This window comes from Halorubrum salinum, from assembly GCF_024494575.1.
Classification (GTDB): domain Archaea; phylum Halobacteriota; class Halobacteria; order Halobacteriales; family Haloferacaceae; genus Halorubrum; species Halorubrum salinum.
The window spans coordinates 797,738-814,933 of the sequence record NZ_JANHDO010000001.1 but is presented as its reverse complement, the minus strand read 5'-3'; the positions used below and the strand labels follow the sequence as shown (position 1 = coordinate 814,933).

The 17,196-nt window shown below is 67.2% G+C and carries 19 protein-coding genes and 1 tRNA gene; 14 read left to right on the top strand and 6 right to left on the bottom strand.

All coding sequences use genetic code 11. The annotated features are described in order from the left end of the window. Nucleotides 1-60 precede the first annotated feature (60 nt). Together NO930_RS04385 and NO930_RS04380 are read right to left on the bottom strand one after the other, a co-directional pair. Nucleotides 61-951, bottom strand: coding sequence for a DUF8155 domain-containing protein (locus tag NO930_RS04385; protein WP_256402621.1), 891 nt, complete (start codon nucleotides 949-951; stop codon nucleotides 61-63). A gap of 64 nt (nucleotides 952-1,015) precedes the next feature. After that, nucleotides 1,016-2,725: a sensor histidine kinase gene (locus NO930_RS04380; RefSeq protein ID WP_137784005.1), complete on the bottom strand. Its 1,710-nt coding sequence runs from the start codon at nucleotides 2,723-2,725 to the stop codon at nucleotides 1,016-1,018. A gap of 91 nt (nucleotides 2,726-2,816) precedes the next feature. Between NO930_RS04380 and NO930_RS04375 the strand changes: the two genes are divergently transcribed. From NO930_RS04375 to NO930_RS04340, 8 genes are all read left to right on the top strand, one after another. Then, the gene (locus NO930_RS04375) at nucleotides 2,817-3,479 is read left to right on the top strand and encodes a lipoate--protein ligase family protein (protein ID WP_256402620.1); all 663 of its coding nucleotides are present in this window, start codon (nucleotides 2,817-2,819) and stop codon (nucleotides 3,477-3,479) included. A 197-nt stretch (nucleotides 3,480-3,676) separates the two neighbouring features. Continuing rightward, on the top strand, nucleotides 3,677-4,078 hold the full coding sequence (locus NO930_RS04370; RefSeq protein ID WP_137784152.1) for a 30S ribosomal protein S6e: 402 nt from the start codon (nucleotides 3,677-3,679) through the stop codon (nucleotides 4,076-4,078). A 10-nt stretch (nucleotides 4,079-4,088) separates the two neighbouring features. Next, a complete protein-coding gene (locus NO930_RS04365) occupies nucleotides 4,089-4,556 on the top strand; it encodes a DUF7112 family protein (RefSeq protein ID WP_256402619.1) in 468 nt (155 codons plus the stop codon). 54 nt (nucleotides 4,557-4,610) lie between these two features. After that, entirely contained in the window at nucleotides 4,611-5,696 is a 1,086-nt protein-coding gene (ahbB, locus tag NO930_RS04360; protein ID WP_137784154.1) for a siroheme decarboxylase subunit beta, read from the top strand. Between the two features lie 7 nt (nucleotides 5,697-5,703). After that, nucleotides 5,704-6,405, top strand: a complete 702-nt coding sequence (locus NO930_RS04355; RefSeq protein WP_256402618.1) for a precorrin-2 dehydrogenase/sirohydrochlorin ferrochelatase family protein — start codon at nucleotides 5,704-5,706, stop codon at nucleotides 6,403-6,405. Further along, nucleotides 6,402-7,742, top strand: coding sequence for a glutamyl-tRNA reductase (gene hemA / locus NO930_RS04350; RefSeq protein ID WP_137784330.1), 1,341 nt, complete (start codon nucleotides 6,402-6,404; stop codon nucleotides 7,740-7,742). The genes NO930_RS04355 and hemA overlap by 4 nt, the downstream gene beginning before the upstream one ends. Nucleotides 7,743-7,787: 45 nt before the next feature. Continuing rightward, on the top strand, nucleotides 7,788-8,501 hold the full coding sequence (locus NO930_RS04345) for a TOBE domain-containing protein (RefSeq protein ID WP_256402617.1): 714 nt from the start codon (nucleotides 7,788-7,790) through the stop codon (nucleotides 8,499-8,501). A 75-nt stretch (nucleotides 8,502-8,576) separates the two neighbouring features. Beyond that, the gene (locus NO930_RS04340; protein ID WP_137783960.1) at nucleotides 8,577-8,951 is read left to right on the top strand and encodes a 2Fe-2S iron-sulfur cluster-binding protein; all 375 of its coding nucleotides are present in this window, start codon (nucleotides 8,577-8,579) and stop codon (nucleotides 8,949-8,951) included. 77 nt (nucleotides 8,952-9,028) lie between these two features. Here the strand turns inward: NO930_RS04340 and NO930_RS04335 are convergent, their stop codons facing one another. Continuing rightward, nucleotides 9,029-10,075, bottom strand: coding sequence for an enolase-like domain-containing protein (locus NO930_RS04335; RefSeq protein WP_137783961.1), 1,047 nt, complete (start codon nucleotides 10,073-10,075; stop codon nucleotides 9,029-9,031). A 76-nt stretch (nucleotides 10,076-10,151) separates the two neighbouring features. Next, entirely contained in the window at nucleotides 10,152-10,838 is a 687-nt protein-coding gene (locus NO930_RS04330; protein ID WP_137783962.1) for a DUF1405 domain-containing protein, read from the bottom strand. Between the two features lie 88 nt (nucleotides 10,839-10,926). Between NO930_RS04330 and NO930_RS04325 the strand changes: the two genes are divergently transcribed. The 6 genes from NO930_RS04325 to NO930_RS04300 all read left to right on the top strand — a co-directional run bounded on the left by NO930_RS04325 (nucleotide 10,927) and on the right by NO930_RS04300 (nucleotide 15,400). Next, the gene (locus tag NO930_RS04325) at nucleotides 10,927-11,586 is read left to right on the top strand and encodes an FxsA family protein (RefSeq protein WP_256402616.1); all 660 of its coding nucleotides are present in this window, start codon (nucleotides 10,927-10,929) and stop codon (nucleotides 11,584-11,586) included. A gap of 118 nt (nucleotides 11,587-11,704) precedes the next feature. Beyond that, nucleotides 11,705-11,778: transfer RNA gene (locus NO930_RS04320), tRNA-Ile, on the top strand. 172 nt (nucleotides 11,779-11,950) lie between these two features. Continuing rightward, nucleotides 11,951-12,193: a DUF7563 family protein gene (locus tag NO930_RS04315; protein ID WP_256402615.1), complete on the top strand. Its 243-nt coding sequence runs from the start codon at nucleotides 11,951-11,953 to the stop codon at nucleotides 12,191-12,193. 112 nt (nucleotides 12,194-12,305) lie between these two features. After that, the gene (locus tag NO930_RS14175; protein ID WP_486607624.1) at nucleotides 12,306-12,725 is read left to right on the top strand and encodes a DUF5658 family protein; all 420 of its coding nucleotides are present in this window, start codon (nucleotides 12,306-12,308) and stop codon (nucleotides 12,723-12,725) included. Nucleotides 12,726-12,831: 106 nt separating this feature from the next. Then, nucleotides 12,832-14,445 carry a DUF7845 domain-containing protein gene (locus NO930_RS04305; protein WP_321169339.1) on the top strand — a complete coding sequence of 538 codons (1,614 nt, stop codon included), beginning with the start codon at nucleotides 12,832-12,834 and terminating at the stop codon, nucleotides 14,443-14,445. A gap of 349 nt (nucleotides 14,446-14,794) precedes the next feature. Further along, nucleotides 14,795-15,400 carry a hypothetical protein gene (locus NO930_RS04300; RefSeq protein WP_256402612.1) on the top strand — a complete coding sequence of 202 codons (606 nt, stop codon included), beginning with the start codon at nucleotides 14,795-14,797 and terminating at the stop codon, nucleotides 15,398-15,400. Between the two features lie 34 nt (nucleotides 15,401-15,434). Here the strand turns inward: NO930_RS04300 and NO930_RS04295 are convergent, their stop codons facing one another. Both NO930_RS04295 and NO930_RS04290 read right to left on the bottom strand, forming a co-directional pair. Then, nucleotides 15,435-15,839: a PD-(D/E)XK family putative nuclease gene (locus NO930_RS04295; protein WP_256402611.1), complete on the bottom strand. Its 405-nt coding sequence runs from the start codon at nucleotides 15,837-15,839 to the stop codon at nucleotides 15,435-15,437. Between the two features lie 189 nt (nucleotides 15,840-16,028). After that, a complete protein-coding gene (locus NO930_RS04290) occupies nucleotides 16,029-17,120 on the bottom strand; it encodes a hypothetical protein (RefSeq protein WP_256402610.1) in 1,092 nt (363 codons plus the stop codon). Between the last annotated feature and the right edge of the window lie 76 nt (nucleotides 17,121-17,196).

Below are 17,196 nucleotides of genomic sequence, written 5' to 3'. Positions count from 1 at the left end.
CGGCCGAGACGGTCGCCCGGCGCACCGCCGCGAGACAGCGGCCGCGCCGGCTGTTCGCCATCACCGACCGCCGAGCCGGACCGGATCGTCGTCCGGCGTGATCTCGATCCGCACGTCGTCTCCCACGCCGACCGGGGGGTCTCGCCAGACGACCTTCGCGCCGACGCCGTCGCGCGCGGCGAAAAGCGATAGCCCCGTCACGCGCTCTCCGTTCGCGACGATCGCCACGTCGTCCCACTCGATGCCCCGTCCGCGAGCGACGCCGACTCGGCTGCCACGGAGCGACAGCGTCGTCCCGTCACCGAGCGGCTGCTCGCCGAACGCGCCCCCGCCCGCGTAGTGCGTCAGTCCGCCGTCGAGCGGAACTCCCTCGTCGCTCGCGATCGCCGCGAACCGCTCTCCGGGTGCGGGGTGTGAGGGCTCGTCGAGGACCACGTGCGTCGGTCCGCGCTCTGCGACGACGCCGGTGCCGTCCCACGCGACCGGTTCCACGTCGACGGCGGCCGTCACCGGGAGCGACCCGCTCGCCCTGATCGGATTCGCTTCCGGCGATCGGAACCCGAGATGAACGTGGTCGTCCACCCACCGACCGAAAAAGCCCGACCGCGTCAGATCGCCGAGCCGATCGCCGACGGCGAGGCGGTCACCCGCCTCGACCGCCGGGACCACGTGGAGGATCCGAGCGACGGTTCCGGGCGTCGCTCCTGCCCTCTCGCACCACGCCTCGCCGAGATCGACGACGATCAGGTGGTCCTCGTCGGCCGCGTACGTCCGATCCGGACAGCCGACGGTCCGCGTCTCGCGCACGACGCCGGAGACGGGCGACGGCGCGGTGGCTCCGACGGGATAGAGGTCGATCGCGCTCCCGTCGTCGTGAGCGCGGTACGGGGAGTTGAACCGGGAGAACCGACGGTATCTGCCGAGGGCACCCGGTGCGAGAGAGATCGCCATCGTCGTCCCGACGTGGGGTCCGAGCGGCAAGTACGCGTCGGAACCGACGGCCGGGATCGGATCGTCAGCCGCTCCGGTCTGGATCCGCGCGATCAGCCCAGTCTGCCGGTTCGACGCCGGATATCACGAACCGAGCGCCGCCGGCGTTCGACGCCTCGACGGCGAGGTCCCACCCGTGTGCATCGGCGATGTCGGCGACGATCGCCAGCCCGAGTCCCGTTCCGCCGTCGAGCGAGACGCCGCGATCGAGCACGCGTTCGCGACGATCGGGGGGGACGCCCGGACCGTCGTCGCCGACGGCCAGCGTCACGCCGTCGGCTCCCCGCTCGATGGTGACGCGCACGGAGACGTCGTCGCCGGCGTGGTCGATCGCGTTCCGGAACAGGTTGGCGAGGAGCTGTTCGAGGCGGTCGCGGTCGGCGAGCACTGTCGGGTCCGCACCCTCGACCGAAAGCGTCGCCTCCGCGGTTTCGAGCCGGGACCAGACTCGCCGGACTACGGCGTCGAGCGACACCTGATCGAGCGTGTCGACGGCTTCTCCCGCCGTCGCGAGCGACAGTAGTCCCTCGATCAAATCGTCCATCCGCTCGTGAGCGTCCGCCGCCCGGTCGAGCGCCGCGTCGGTGTCTCCCCCGCCGTGTCTGGCGAGTTCCACGGCCGCGGTCGCCGCCGCAAGCGGGTTCCGGAGGTCGTGTGAGACGACGCCGGCGAAATCTTCGAGCCGCTCGTTCTGCCGTTGCAGCTCCGCTTCGCGCTGTTCGAGCTCCGTCTGGCGCCGCTCGCGTTCGGTCACGTCGCGAAACAGAAAGACGTGTCCGCGGTCGGTCCCGCGGGGGTCCGTGATCGGGTTCTCTTGGATATCGAACTGCCTGCCGTCGATCGTGATCGGGTGTTCGACGCCGATCTCCAGGTCGGGGAACACGGTCGACAGCGATCCGCCGAGCGCGTCGGGAGGGAGGATCTCCTCCGCCGCGGGGTTGCGGTCGCGAATCCGTCCGTCAGATCCGGTGACGACGACGGGATCCTGCATGACTTCAACGGCGGTATCGCGGGCGACGACCGCGGCGTCGAGGGTGCCGAGCCAGAAGACGGTGCCGTACAGGAAGACGCCGTGGACGACGAGCGCGGACGGGAACCACGCCAAGTTCGCGTAGCTCCCGACGTCGACCACCGTGACAGCCCCCGCGAGGAACGGGAACACGGTACCGAGCAGGATGACGAACGTCTGGAGTCGGTACCGGTTGCCGGTCCGGTGGTACAGGTCGACCACGACCAGCGCGCCGGCGAGACACAGCCCGTAGGCGTACAGCACGAACGCCCAGTCTGCGGGGCCGAGCCCGAAGCCCAAGAGCGTGAAGGGGCCCTCGACCACGGAGCGGAGGGACCGTCGGGAGAGCCCGTGAGTCGCGCTCGACCACACGGTCAGCACCCAGACGAACGCCGGTGCCGCGACCGCGACGATCCGATCGTCCGTCCGCCAGCGGTCCCGGCCGGAGAACGCGAGGACGAACCCCATCCAGATGCCGGGGATCGCCGCGACGAGCGGCGTCGCGAGGTTGAGCGCGACCACCATCACCAGCTCGCTCCCGCTCGCCACAAGCAGGGCGTACAACAGTGAGATACCCCCGCTACACCACAGGTAGAGTGCGACCTCGGTTCCGCCCGGCTCACTGCGGTCGCGCCACGCCACGCGACCGAGATAGAGGCCGATGACTCCGGCGAGCAGGCAGGCGACGAGGTACGCCTGTACCGGTAGCGCGCCGAGATCGCTCATCCGTTGATGACTCGGACGACCCCAGCAAAACCCTTGCGTCATACGGCGTCCCCCCGCAACGCGTTTCAGGTGCCAGCGGGTATCGGAGGGTATGGACGTGTTTCGGAGCCGCGCCGACCCTCCGGTTGCCGCTCGCTCGCCGGCTGATGACCTGCTCGCGAGCGCGGCGAGCGGCACTCCCGCGGTTTCCGTGTGGCGCCCCTCCGGCGTGATGGCGTTCGGACGCCGCGACGCCCGAGACGACGGATTCGGCCGCGCGGCGGGGATAGCCGAATCTCGGGGGTTCGAGCCGATCGAACGGGAGGTCGGCGGCCGGGCGGTCGCGTACCCGGGCGAGACGCTGGCGTTCTCGCACGCGGTTCCGACAGCCGACGCTTCGGCGTCGATAACCGATCGCTACGAGCGGGCGACGGAGGCGGTGATCGGCGCGCTCAGCGGACTCGGGGCGGACGTCGTCGCCGGCGAACCGGATGCGTCGTTCTGTCCCGGGGAGCACTCGATCCGAGTCGCCGAGGGGGGGAAACTCGCCGGACTCGCCCAGCGGGTTCGCGCCGACGCCGCGCTCGTTTCCGGGTGCGTCGTCGTCACCTCGACCGACGCCGACGCGATCGCCGCCGTCACGGAACCGGTCTACGACGCCCTCTCGGTTCGGTTCGACCCGGCGAGCGTCGGCAGCGTCGCGGCCGCGGGCGGTCCGGCGGACCCCGAGGTGGTCGGACGTGCCGTCGAAGACGCGTTCGTCGACGGGCGGTGAGGGAACGGCCGGCGTCGGACCGGACGGGTTTCCGACGGTCGGTGACGGTCGAGTCACGACTTCAGTGACGGTCGCGTCGCCGGGAGAGGGCCGGGCTCGGATCGAGTGGTCTCACGCGTCGAGTGACGGTTCCGAGGCGTTCTCCCTTCGATCACGGTTTCGACGTGCTTTTTATTCGTGGGGGTCTCGGTTCGCGCATGGCCGAATTCAAAGTCGTCATCGCCGACCCCGCGACCGGCGAGACGTTCCAGCGCGAAGTCGACGGACAGGACGCGAACCGATTCCTCGGACGCGAGCTCGGCGACGAGATCGGCGGCGACGCCGTCGGACTCTCGGATCACACCGTCGAGATCACGGGCGGCTCCGACGAGACCGGGCGGCCGATGCGCGAGGACGTCTCCGGCACCCGCCTGAAGGAACTGCTCTTGGAGGGCGGCGTGGGGTTCAAGCCGTCCCGCGAGGGAGAGCGCAAGCGGATCACGGTCCGGGGCCGCGAGATCGACGACGACGTCGCACAGATCAACGTCTCTGTCGTCGACGGCGGCGACGTCGCGGCGGCGCTCGGCGAGGGCGACGACGACGCGGCGGACGACGAGTAACGTCCAGCGGATGCCCCGCGTTCCCTCCGACGACGAGGGCGTCGCTTCGATACGCGTCTCGCTCGCGCGCAGCGGCGGCACTCGCCGTCCCTGCGTCCGTCTCCCGGACGACGACGCGCTCGCCGGACGGGTCGAGTCCGGCACCTGCGAGTCGCTCGATCTCTCCGACGGCGACGTCGTCCGGCTCGTCTTCGACCGCGAGGAGCGGTACGCGCTCGTGCGAGCGGACGGCCGCGGCCGGCTGATCCGCGGCGCGTACGACAACCGGCGGCTCGCGCGCGAACCGGGCGAGGGAGACAACCGCCTCGTCGCGTGGCTCGACGCCAACGGCCGCGATCCGGGCGAGAGCGTCGTCCTCGACGTCGTGGTCCCCGGCGAGCTGTACGGGCTCCGGATTCCGGGAGAGCGCGCCGTCTACGACGCGAACCGCGGACCGAGGTCATCGCTGTCGGACATCGCACGGAACCTCGACGGCTGACTACCGGGCCCGGCGGTCGGATCGCTTATTCTCGCTCGGCTCCGATCCGGAGACATGAGAGAGGTCGACGCGGACCTGACGACGCTCGACCGCGGGATCATCAACGCCTTCCAGGGAGGGTTTCCGGTGACGGAACGGCCCTTCGAGCCGGCCGCGGCGGCGCTCAGAGAGCGCGGCGTCGACGTGACGGGGGCGGAGCTGTGCGAGCGCGTCCGCGACCTCGACGCGGAGGGGATCTTGTCGCGGTTCGGCGCGCTCGTAAACGCCGAGGCGATCGGCGGCGCGGCGTCCCTCGTCGCGATGCACGCGCCGGAAGAGCGCTACGAGGCGGTCGCGGAGACGGTAAACGAGTTCACCGCGGTCGCGCACAACTACGAGCGCGAGCACCCGCACCTCAACATGTGGTTCGTCGTGAGCGTCGCCGACCACCCGGACCCGGACAAGGACGGCTCCGACCGGGTCGAGGAGGTGCTCGCGGAGATCGAGGCGGCGACCGGTCAGGAGACGTACAACCTCCCCAAGCTCCGGGAGTTCCACGTCGGCGCGAAGTTCCTCGTCGACGGGCCGGTCGCCGACGGGGACGTCGACCTGTCGGGGCTCGGGCCGGACGTGTCCCCGACCGATCGGACGACGCTGACTCCCGCCGAACGCGATCTCGTCGTCGAGATTCAGGGCGGGCTCCCGATCACGGAGACCCCGTACGCCGACGTGGCGGCCGCGATCGACGCCGACGTCGACTGGGTGATAGAGACGATACGACGGTTCGAACAGGAGGGGAAAGTCCGGCGGGTCGGCGTCATCCCGAACCACTACGCGCTCGGTTACACGGAAAACGGCATGACCGTCTGGGACGTGCCCGAAGACGCCCTCGACGAGGTCGGCCCGGCGATCGCGGATCTGCCATTCGTCACCCACTGCTACGAGCGCCCGCGTCACGCCGGGGTCTGGGAGTACAACTTCTTCGCGATGACGCACGGACGGACGGAGGCCGAGAGCGAGCGTCGGATCGCGGAGGTCAGAGACCTGATGGCGGAATACTGGGACGTGAGCGAGGACGACTGGGACACGCTGTTTTCGACGCGCATCCTGAAGAAGACGGGAATTCGCATCGCCGACCGCGCGGACAGCAACACGGCGTGATCGCGTCGTGATCCCCCTGTATCACGACCTCGCCGGCGAGACGGTTCTGGTGATCGGCGGCGGCTCCGTCGGCGCGCGGAAGGCGTCGCGGTTCGCGGACGAAGCGCGCGTCGTCGTCGTGAGTCCCGCGTTCGCCGATCGGCTGGTCACGCTCGCGAGGGGTACCGACGACGCCGGTCGTCCCGACGCCGATCGTCCCGGCGTCGAACTCGTCCGCGCCGCGCCCGACGCCGACGCGGTCGGCGACTGGATCGACCGGCTCGATCCGGTGCTCGCCGTAGCCGCCACCGACGACGAGACCGTCAACGCGGCCGTCGAGACGGCTGCCGACGAGCGCGACATCATGGTCAACCGAACGGACGTCTCGACCGAGCCCGATACCGCCCGCGACGCGAACAGCGTTGTCGTCCCCGCGACGGTCGAGGACGGTCCCGTTCGGGTCGCTCTCTCGACCGGCGGCGCGAGCCCGGCGCTCGCGAAGGCGCTCCGAGAGCGGATCGAGACGGAGATCGAGGGTGCGGGAGCCATGGCGTCGCTGTCTGGGGAGCTTCGGACGGAGCTCAAACGGCGGGACATCGCCCCCGAAACGCGACGGGAGGCGATCCGTCGAGTCGTGCGATCCGACGGGGTTTGGAAGGCTTTACAAAAGGGGAGATCCTACGGTCGGAAAGAGGCAGATTCCGTGATCGAGGAGGTACTCAACCGATGAACGAGACGGGAGCCATCACCGGCGTCAGCGTCGCCCACTCCCGCGCGACGGTCGACGAGATCGAGGCCGCGGGCGGCGACGGCGTCCGCGCCACCGTCTCTGACCTGCTCGCGCGCGACGGCGTCGAAGAAGCGTTCGCGCTCCAGACGTGTAACCGCTCGGAGGCGTTCGTCGTCACCGATCGGACCATCGACGGAGCGGTCGCGCTGGAGTCGTTCGCGCCGGAGGTACGCGGCGGCGCGGTCCGCCGCCTCGACCACGAAGAGAGCTTAGAGCACCTGATGCGGGTCGCGTCTGGTCTCGAATCGCTCGTGCTCGGCGAAGACCAGATCATCGGACAGCTCCGCGAGGCGTACGAGGAGTCGAAGTCCGCCGGCGGGATCGGTCCCGTGCTGAAAGACGCGGTGACGAAGGCGCTCCACGTCGGCGAACGCGCCCGCAACGAGACGTCGATCAACGAGGGCGTCGTCTCGCTCGGATCGGCGGCGGTCCGGCTGGCCGCGACCGAGATCGACTTGACGGGCGGGTCCGCCGTCGTGATCGGTGCCGGCGAGATGGGGATGCTCGCCGCTCGGACGCTCGACGACACGCCGGTCTCCGATATCGTGGTTGCGAACCGTACGGTGCCGAACGCGGAGTTCCTCGCGGAGGAGGTCGACACGCCGGCCGATGCGGTATCGCTGGCCGACCTTCCGGCCGTGATACCCGACGCCGACCTCGTGATCTCTGCGACTGGGAGCACGGAACCGGTGGTCGACCCCGACCACCTCGCTGACGCGGGCCGGACTGTCTGTATCGACATCGCACAGCCGCGAGACATCGACCCCGCGGCGGGCGACCGTCCTGGCGTGACGCTCTACGACATCGACGCGCTCGAAGACGTCACCCGGCGGACGCGCGAGAGCCGCGAGGCGGAGGCGCGGACGGTCGAGGAGATCATCGACGAGGAACTCGACAGGATCCTCCAGGCGTACAAGCGAAAGCGCGCCGACGACGCGATCTCGGCCATGTACGCGGGCGCGGACCGGGTGAAAGCCCGCGAGGTCGACCGCGCCGTTTCGAAGCTGGAGTCGCAGGGCGAACTCACCGACGCCCAGCGCGAGACCGTCGAGGACATGGCCGACGCGCTGGTCGGACAGCTGCTCGCGGCCCCCACGCGATCGCTGCGCGACGCCGCCGGCGAGGACGACTGGGAGACCATCCGAACGGCGCTCCGGCTTTTCGACCCCGAGTTCGACACCATTCCCGACCGGCCCGGGGCGTTCGCGCCGAACCACGACGCGGCCGCCGAGTTCGACGCACCGCCCGATTCGGTCACCGAAGAGCTCGACGACTGAGCGGGGAGGGAAAACGCCAACACCCCGCGGGGCGATCACCCTTCTATGAGCGGGACGACCGGACAAGGCCGAGCGGCGCTCATCGAGGACGACGTCGAGTTCGACGGCCGTGACGCCGCGCTGCTCGGCGCGATCCACGAAACGGGGTCCGTCGCGGCGGCCGCGTCAGATCTGGGTCGGTCGCGAGCCCGGGCGCTCTCGCGGATCGAGGCGTTGGAGGACGCGTTCGGTACGCTCGTCGATCGAACGCGCGGCGGGTCAGGCGGCGGCGGGAGTCGGCTCACGACCGCCGGCAGGAGGCTTCTCGATCGGTACGATCGGCTGCAGGCCGTGCTCGCGGCGACCGCGACCGTCCCCGAAACGGTGATCGACGGAACCGTGCGGAGCGTCGACGGCGAGTTGGCCACCGTCGCCACCGCCGTCGGTGCGGTTCGGGGTCTCCACGACGGGGTGGAGACCGGTGACTCGGTACAGGTCCGTGTCGGCGCGGACGCGGTGACCGTGTACGCGGGTGACGGTCGAGTCGATCCGGACGAGACGAGCGCTCGAAACCGGTTGCGCGCGGAGGTGCTCGGAACCGAGACCGGAGAGACGGTGGCGACGGCGCGGGTCGGTGTCGACGGCGTGGTCTTCCGCGTGCTGATGACCGAGGAGAGCGCGGAGCGGCTGGGTCTGACCCCCGGTGACGAGGTGGCAATCCGCTGGAAAGCGACCGCGACGCGGCTGGTGGGTCAGACGAGTGGATCCGACACGCGCTGACGAACGCGTTCGTCACCACGCCGCCGACGAGATCGAGGGGATCCCTTTTTGATGGGTCGGTGGGTACTCCGCTGCATGACCGAGTACACCGTCGAGTTCGTCGGCACCGGTGAGACGATCGAGGTGGCCGATACGGAGACGATCCTCCAGTCGTGTATCGAAGCGGGGATCGCACAGGAGTACTCCTGTCGCGTCGGGATGTGTCTGGCCTGTTCTGCGGAGATACTCGAAGGCGAGGTGACGCAACCGGCCGCGCGCGGGCTCACCGACGAGGAAGCGGAAGCGTACGCGCTCACCTGCATGGCGCGGCCGCAATCCGACCTCAAACTCGACCGCGGGCAGTACCCGCCGAGCATCGAGGACGACGCGGCGACCGCGGCCGACGGCGACGGGTCGGGAGACGGCGCGGCGACGGGCGGCGTCGACGACGCGGCCGCGGACGACGACTGATCGGAGCGGTCTCGCGCCGTCGGCGATCTCCTCGCTGCCGACGACCTCTCTCCCCCTGCGCCGACTGCCGCCCCGAGTCAGAACTCCAAGCCGACGGCGTCGGACCGCGGTTTGATCGGACTCGTCGGGTACGGCGGCGACGCCTCGGGGTCGTTGAACGCCCCGGGAGCGACATCGTTCGGCGCGTCCGGGTAAAACAGCGCGGCAAGCGTCTGGATCGCGGTCCGGCCGCTCGCCAGTTCGAACTGCCCGCCCCCGTACAGCCGGATGTCGTTCTCTAAACAGTAGTCGATCGTCTCGAACAGCGATTCGAGCGTGCCGAACCGCGAGGGCTTAATGTTACACCACCCCGGCTCGACGGGCAGCCCGCGCAGACTCTCGACGCCGTCGACGGGGTAATCGAACGAGAGTCGGTCCGCCTGTGGCTCCACGAGCGCTCGCGTCTCCGGCGTCACGGCGGCGTCTTCGACGACGGCGGTCGGGAAGGCGGCGAAGACGTCGCGGTACAGCTCCGGATCGGCCTCGACGTCGACGTCCGTCCCCTCGTACCAGCCCTTCAGGTCGAGGATTCGCACGGCGTCCGTCTCGCGAAGGGCGACGAACACCTCGTCCGGCCACTCCGGAGTCGGGTCGAGCTTGAACTCCAAGTCCTCGTCGAGCGCCAGCAGTTCCTCGACGCGGTCGGTCGTCGGCGGGTCACCGAGACGGGTCGAAACCACGAACCGGACGGGGTCCGGCTCGATCCCGAGGAGCTCGCCGAGCGACTCGTCGCGCTGGCGCAGCGCCAGATCGAGTGCGGCGCTCTCGACCGCCCAGCGTCGGTAGTGCCGGAAGTGCGGCTGCGTCGGCGGGCGAGACGGGAAGAGGTCGACGTCGTCGAGGTGCGTCGACAGCTCGTCTATCGTCCACTCGCCTTCGAGGTCGATCGGGTCGGACCCGGCGAGCGCGTCGTGGTCTTCGGCCTCGTAGGTCACGTCCTCGCCGCGGCCGACGACCCCGTCTCCCGCGAGCCGAAACTCCGTGGTCGTCCGTTCGAAGCCGCTCGTCGTGTCGCTGACGTATTGGCGGCGACCGACCGACTCGATCGTCACCGTCACCTCGGCGATCCGCTCGTAGACGCTCATGTCGCCCATGAGGTCCCGAACGAACTTAAACGGGGACCGACGCGGTTCACGAGGGGTGGGTTCGGTTCGCGGTCCGTCACCGCCGGAGCGTCGCGACCCGCGTCGCCAGCGCCCAGTACAGCGGCACGACGGTCAACACGACCGCGCCGCCGGCCGCGACCTGGAGAACGGTCGTCGTGAACCACGGCATCGAGTCGGCGTACGGCAGCGACGTGTGCGTCACGCCGCCGGTCACGGGAACGAAGTAGTCCATGAGTAGATCTATCGTGTACCATGCGGTCGCGACGCCGACCGACTTCAGCGGAAAGTCGGTGATCCGGTGGAGGACGAACGCCTGCACGACCATCCCGAGGTGGCTCACGAAGAGGAACGCGTACATGGCCGGCCCCGAGTTCGCGAGGAACTGCGGATAGAAGACGGCGAGCACGTACGGCGTCCACAGCCCGAGCTTGACGTTCCCGAAGAAGGCGAGCGCGGCGAGGGTGTCGCTCGACCGACCGACGGCCCACGCCGCGAGCGCGGCGGCGATGAGCAGCGTCGCACCGGGGCTGTCGGGGATGAACAGCCACATCTCGGCCGGAAGCGCTCGAAACTGGAACCGATAGTACCAGAAGCCGAACGCGGTTCCGGCGAGGTTGATCGCGACGATGACCCAGACGAACCGGAAGGCGACGTCTTCGAGCGCCGTCGGAAGCGGCGCGAGCCACCCGGGCAACGACTCCCGATCCGGGGGGTCGCGCCCGAGCGCGCCGACGAGATTCATACGTTCGGGTCGGACCGGGCGCTCAAAGCCGTGGCGGTCGGGAGTGAGGACGAAAAGGGCTATGAGTCCCCGGCGGGAACGCCGTGGTATGCGCCCGCGAACGCTGCTCGCGCTGCTACTCGTCGTCCCACTCGTGGACGCCCTCTTTTTGATCGTCGTGGCGGAGCAGTTCGGCTGGCCGACCACCGTCGCGCTCGTCGTGTTGACGGCCGTGCTCGGAATGCTGCTCTTACGCGCTGAGGGACGCGCGACGCTTGCGCGAGTCCAACGGAAGCTCGCCCGCGGGGAGCCGCCGACGGACGAACTGCTCGACGGCGGGCTGCTCATCGCCGCCGGTGCGTTCCTGCTCACACCGGGACTCGTCACCGACGCGGTCGGCTTCCTGCTCGCGTTCCCGCTCTCGCGGGTCCCGCTCCGCGTGGCACTAAAAAAATACGTCGTGGTCCCGTACCTCGACAGCGAGACCGGCGGTTTCACCACCGGGAACGTCTACGTGGGAGGGTTCCCCGGCGACGGCGGCGGATTCACGATGGGTGGGAGCTTCGGCGGCGGGTTCGGCGACAGCGGCGGTAGCGGCGGGTTCGGCGCCGACGAGGTCGCCGGATCGACTGACCCGACCGGTCGCGACGCGGCGGGTGGCGGATCGGGCGGTCCCGACGACGGACACGAGACGCACGACGACGACGCCGACGACGTCGTCGACGTGGACTACACCGTCGAAGACGACGGGTCGAAGCGGACCGACTGACGGCTCTACGTGCGAGAAACGGCGCGACAGCTTCCGGCCGAAAACGCGAGACGGCAGGGTGACGATCGAAAGGAAACCCTTAAAATCCTACCCGCGCAACGACTGAATGCGCTCACCTGGGCCAATAGCTCAGTCAGGTTGAGCGCTCGGCTGATAACCGGGAGGTCCACGGTTCAAATCCGTGTTGGCCCACCTTAATTGAATTCGGGCTCCGCCCGAATGAATTGGTGGGCTGGGACTCCCCAGCCACCCAATTTCGTCGTTTCACACCCCTAGAGGCACCGCTAGCGTGTCTTGTCCGGGCAAGAATTAAGCCGGTAGTCACCACCGTCTCCCGATCTGCGTTGGCCGAGGTGGTGTCGGCATGATGTTGCTCCGATCTCACAGTGGCCGGAGCAACTGCCTCGCTTGTGACGCACACCTCCCGCCGAATTTCGCTCGCGTTCACGGTGACGACGACGATCGTGCCCACCGGTGTCCCGAGTGCGACTCGTGGGTGCGGATCTGTGAGGGGAGTGCCGCCGGGAAGGACGTGCCAACGCCGGATCCACAAACGAGCCCGTCCCGAAACGCGGGCGAGCCGTGGAACGGAGGGCTCTCCGGATGACGCCGTTCGTTCGCGCGAGCCAGCTGTACGATCCGGCTCGCGGTCCGCGTAACTCCGTGTGTGACGCGGCTCGGCTCCGCTGGGAACGCGACGCCAAACGGGGGCGGTCCCCGTGAGTTCCGACCGGAACGAAAGAATCGGGCAGACCAGTGCGCCTCTGACAAGTCACACCTCGTACCCCGGCAGTAAAGAAATAGCAGGCAGCCGTGAAAACTGTCTTTCGATCGGGTGTGACTCTCGCACAGGGGAAGCGGCCGCGATCTTCACGTCGCACGGCGTCCTCGACGGGGTAACGACGGTCCTTGCAGCGAGAGCGGTCGGTCCCAATGCGGAAGCGAACCCGATCGTTCGGGAGTTGCTCGCGTTCGGCGACCTCGCGGCCGTCGTCGGTATTTGTGCTTGTGTTGCGGTCGCGGCCGCCGCGTGGCCGACAGCCGCCGACGCCGTCGACGCCCCCGCGTGGATCGGGTTCGGACTCGCCACGATCGGCGCGCTCGTCGCCGCGGTCAATCTCGTGATGGTGCTCGCGTGAGCCGTGCGTGCGAGACGTGCGGGCGCGTTCGCCCCTCCGTTCGAGTCCGCTCCGAAGACCGAGCCGAGTGTGCCGGATGCTATCTCGACAGAGAGGTGCCATCGCGATGAAGGCCGTCGAGACTGCCCCGCACGAGTACATGGCGAACTACGTCTATAGCGGACTCAGCGCGTGGTTCGGTGCGGCGCGCCTCTGTGACGCGACCGGGAGCCGACGCGGGAGCTTCCAGCTCGACGGCGAGCGGTGGCAGGTCACGCTGTCGTACCAAGAATCCGGGCTCGCCCCGCCCGACGGCGGCGAGACACCCGACGGGACGCCCGTCGAGTTCGACACCCTTCGTGAGTTCCGGCTGAACGCCGTCGCCGCAGACGACGAGATCGGCGAGCGCAAGGTGAAAGCACACATTCAGCCGCGGTGGCGCGGGCTTGAATCCAAGAGCGGGAAAAGCGTCGCTCGGCCGCTCTGGGATCTCGGCGACGCGGTCAACGTCCGCGTGAACGCGGCGAACGTCGAGTTCGACATGATCGAGACGATCATCCACCGCGCGGCCGGCGCGGTGACGCTCGATCCGATGCACTTCGCGAACCGTCGCGAAGAGTACAGCGTCGTGCTCGACGCCGCGCGGTACGTCCGTCTCCACAGAGACGTGTCTGGACCGGTTCACGCCCGCGAGGGACCGCTCGCGCGGATGGGCCATCTCCTCGAAAGCGACCGGTCGGGATACCGCGAACTGAAACAGGACGACACGGAGCGATCCGGGTATATGCACACGGTGACGCTCGGACCGAGGCGGACGCGCGAGTGCTTCCCGGACCACCGGATACCGAAGGAGATCAAACACTACTACTCTCGACAAGCGGAGTCGCTTCCCGACGATCACCCGCTCGCGCACCCGAAGGTCGAAGCGGCGTATCAAGTGAAACGATGGGACGAGACGCTCCGGCCGATCGACCACGACGAGATCTCGACGGAACTCGAAGAGGCGGTCCTCGCGACGCTCAACGAGGCGGGACTCCCGACCCAGCCGCTCGACGATGACTCGGGCGGTCGAACGTTCGTCGAGGACGAGTATTTCGAGCCGGCGACGGTCGACCGGTCTCGCGTGCTTCCGCTGAACCTCGAACGCGTCGAGAGCGACCAGCGGAACGTCGTCGTGCGCCAGCTCGCCGACGGCTTCTCGCCGGTCGAATGGGATTCGCTGAAAACGCTCGTCTCCGACGGCGGCGACGTGTCGCCCACGGATATCGCGGACGAACACGACTGGCACCCCGACAGCGTGCGGCGGGGGCTCCGGCGGATCGAGGACATGGTCGTGCGCGAGCAGGGCTCGGTCGCGTTGCGGTCGCACTACGTCGCCGAGCAGGTTGTCGAGGCGGTTGACGACGCACGTGAGGGCGTCAGAAACGCCGTGAGCACGGCGGCGCACGCGGTCGAAAACGCGCAGCGTGCGTCGCTCGATGACCGCACGGACGAACTCATCGCGTTTTGCCAGTCGAACGGGATTCACATCGACGAGCGCGAGGCGAACCTCCGGGTGCGGATGGGGAACCTCGCGGATGAATCGTGGTCGGAACTTGTCACTCGGCTCAAGCGGTACTGGACCGACGCGGGTCGCGATCCGGAGCGGCTGAAAGAGGCGGTGACGCACTACCGCGACGACGCGGGACCGAAGATCCGGCCGGCGCGAGGCGCGTGGGGGAGGGGCCAAACCCTCCGGTAGCGCGGCCTCTCGTGAGTGGCAACACTACTCTGCACCTCTTTTTGCGGCCGTTTCCGCCTCGATCGACCCTCTCGACCGACGGCTTCGCGACGATCTCGACCGCAACACAAGCGCAGATCTGGGCTCGACGAGCTGCTCGTCGCCGCCGAACCGACACCGGGGGGTCGGTCGACAGTTAGGGGTGTGGCTAAGGCCACACAGCTAAGGTACCTGCACCGTTTCCACGAAGATCACAGAAACCCAATCGGCTACAGAACAAGAACCGCTGTAAAATTCGACAGGTTTTGAATCACGGATTTGTACTGTCTCCATGACATGATTTATACCATATGATTACCTGATGTGAGATATGTCTGAAAAGAACCTATCCATCTTTGATCGAGTTTTATTGATTGTTGGCGGATTCCTACTAGTTTTAGTGGCTACAGTAATCGGAATAGCTATTCAGGGCACTGTGTCTGAGACACAATTATTCAATCAGTATATCCAGCCATTCACACTAGCAGCTGCCGGTTTGGGAACGGGCCACTATATTGGGCGGTCTCTGAGGGAGCAGAACAGCATACATATAAATTTCGCAACAGGATTTTTCATAGGGATATTCTCACAATCGATCTTCTTCACGTTTGAGCAAGGGGTGTCACTAGGAGAGATTGGTATCTTGTTGCCCTATCCAGTGATTGTTATTATCACTGCCCTCTTCGCGCTTGTTATGCATCTTTCTCCGGCCATCCCGAATGACGAAGATTTTACCAAGATTATGACTGTTTTCGCTGGACCGGCTACAACAGCATTCCTTGTAATATCAAGTATATTGAAATTTTTACTGTCATTGGATCTACCAAGCGAAAACGGAATACCACTCGGGTTTGCATTAATCATGGTTCTTCTTATAATAGGATTTGCATATATCAAAGGTGTAGATGTTGGGAAAGATATAGAAACAGAATCATAGCTATACTCAACCCACTCAAATACTAGAATTGCTCTTATTTAGCATCTCGAAGTCGTTTGGAAGGGATCTGCGCTTCCCGCGAGTGACTCCGATAGTGCGTTTCGCCGGGGTTTGTCCAGTTCGTGATTTCTAAATCCCGAGCGCGAATCGTCCGCGACGACACGACGGTTATCTCTCGTCCCTCCGCTCGGTACCACACGAGCGCATACCCACCGTCAGCGTCCGCGAGCGTCTCGTGTTGGTCCTCCCAGAACTTGAACGTCGGTCGGACGCCGTTCGTCATCGAGCCCTTCACATCCCACGGGCGGCCGTCCTCGTCGCTCGCGTCGAACTTGAGCCCGTCCACGACCGGATAATCCAACGTCAGCGGGTAGCGATTCGTCGCCCACAGCTCGACGAGCTTCCCGTACCGACCGACGATCGCCGGATCGTAGCTCACGACGATCCTCGTTTGGGTTGCGGTTGGATGTCGAGATGATCGGCGTCGGCGATCGAAAATCGATCGAACCCCGGCCGCGCGGGCCCCCGCGGATACACACACCCCGCCCGGATCGCACGCGTATAAACAGAGGTATGCGCCGGGGCGGGCGTCTGAATGAACGAGTGAACCGCCGTCGCGTCTGTCGATTCACGCGACAGCATCGTTCACCACCTCGCCGTGGTCGCCGTTCCTGTATTCAGCCATGCGGTCCGACACCCACGCCGCGGAGTATCCCACGAGATCGCCCGCCTCGGCGTACGTCATGCCGTGATTCTCCACCGCGCGGATCGCTTTGCTCACGGCTTCCTCGCGCCGGACCGAATCGGCGTCGACCGCCTCACCGTCGTCGCCGTCGTCGACGAGTTCGATCTCGAACTCGCTGGGCTCGTGTTCCGGGTAGTCTTCTGCGGTGTCGGTCAGACCCTTGTAGTCGGCCGCATCGTCCCATACGTCCTTGCCGCCCTCGCTCTCCAAGAGCCGAGCCCGGCCGGGATCGGAGCGCGACGGCTTTTCGATCGCGAGCGACGCGACTCGACGAATCGATTTCGCCGTTTTCGTCCGCGTGTGCCCGACGAGCAGCACGCTCCCGCGTTTCGGATGCGGACCGTGTTTCGCCTCCTTCTTGCGGATGAAAAGCAACGAATCAGAGAACTGCTCGGCCGCCTTGTTCCCCGAGCCGAACCCCGAGAGTTCCTGTGCGATCTCATCGAGGATCGCGAGCACCGGGCCTTTGATCGACGCCATCGCTTCGAGCATCTCGCGGTCGGAGCGCACGACGCGGTCGAAGCCATCCCACGACGTGTTTCCGATGAGCGCGCCGCCCGTTCGAATCTTCCACGCCATCGCCACGTCCAGCGTCGTCGCGGTCTTCCCGCTTCCCGGAGCGCCGAAGACGAGCCCGATCGCTCCCTCGTGTGAGAGTTCCTCCGCGGCGTCGCGGTACAGGTCGCCGCCCTCGCGCTCTTGGCCCGTGAGCCCGGTCGCCGACTTCATCTGCGACACCGAGCCGTGGCGCACCGCACCGTCGATCGTCTCGGTCGCCGCGTTCGAGATGATGAGCCGGCCGATCCGCGTTTCCTCGATCGGCTCGTCGAGGAGCCCGTCGTAGTAGTTGAGCACGCGGAGCGTCTGCCGGTCGTCGATGAGTCCCGCGTACGAGCGGACGTGCTCGCCCGGGTCCTCGCCGCGGAGCTTCGAGCCGAGTTCAGCCGCCGCGTACGCCGACGACTTATCGCTCATCGTACCCCCTCGTTTCGACTCTCAGCATGGATCGATTGAACAGTTCCATTAGCCACCCGACTCCGTTGACCATCGC

Excerpts from the sequence above, each read along its gene's own strand:
- NO930_RS04385 (WP_256402621.1), bottom strand. The coding sequence starts at position 951 with ATGGCGATCTCTCTCGCACCGGGTGCCCTCGGCAGATACCGTCGGTTC.
- NO930_RS04380 (WP_137784005.1), bottom strand. The coding sequence starts at position 2,725 with ATGAGCGATCTCGGCGCGCTACCGGTACAGGCGTACCTCGTCGCCTGC.
- NO930_RS04375 (WP_256402620.1), top strand. The coding sequence starts at position 2,817 with ATGGACGTGTTTCGGAGCCGCGCCGACCCTCCGGTTGCCGCTCGCTCG.
- NO930_RS04370 (WP_137784152.1), top strand. The coding sequence starts at position 3,677 with ATGGCCGAATTCAAAGTCGTCATCGCCGACCCCGCGACCGGCGAGACG.
- NO930_RS04365 (WP_256402619.1), top strand. The coding sequence starts at position 4,089 with ATGCCCCGCGTTCCCTCCGACGACGAGGGCGTCGCTTCGATACGCGTC.
- ahbB (WP_137784154.1), top strand. The coding sequence starts at position 4,611 with ATGAGAGAGGTCGACGCGGACCTGACGACGCTCGACCGCGGGATCATC.
- hemA (WP_137784330.1), top strand. The coding sequence starts at position 6,402 with ATGAACGAGACGGGAGCCATCACCGGCGTCAGCGTCGCCCACTCCCGC.
- NO930_RS04345 (WP_256402617.1), top strand. The coding sequence starts at position 7,788 with ATGAGCGGGACGACCGGACAAGGCCGAGCGGCGCTCATCGAGGACGAC.
- NO930_RS04340 (WP_137783960.1), top strand. The coding sequence starts at position 8,577 with ATGACCGAGTACACCGTCGAGTTCGTCGGCACCGGTGAGACGATCGAG.
- NO930_RS04335 (WP_137783961.1), bottom strand. The coding sequence starts at position 10,075 with ATGAGCGTCTACGAGCGGATCGCCGAGGTGACGGTGACGATCGAGTCG.
- NO930_RS04330 (WP_137783962.1), bottom strand. The coding sequence starts at position 10,838 with ATGAATCTCGTCGGCGCGCTCGGGCGCGACCCCCCGGATCGGGAGTCG.
- NO930_RS04325 (WP_256402616.1), top strand. The coding sequence starts at position 10,927 with ATGCGCCCGCGAACGCTGCTCGCGCTGCTACTCGTCGTCCCACTCGTG.
- NO930_RS04315 (WP_256402615.1), top strand. The coding sequence starts at position 11,951 with ATGATGTTGCTCCGATCTCACAGTGGCCGGAGCAACTGCCTCGCTTGT.
- NO930_RS04305 (WP_321169339.1), top strand. The coding sequence starts at position 12,832 with ATGAAGGCCGTCGAGACTGCCCCGCACGAGTACATGGCGAACTACGTC.
- NO930_RS04300 (WP_256402612.1), top strand. The coding sequence starts at position 14,795 with ATGTCTGAAAAGAACCTATCCATCTTTGATCGAGTTTTATTGATTGTT.
- NO930_RS04290 (WP_256402610.1), bottom strand. The coding sequence starts at position 17,120 with ATGAGCGATAAGTCGTCGGCGTACGCGGCGGCTGAACTCGGCTCGAAG.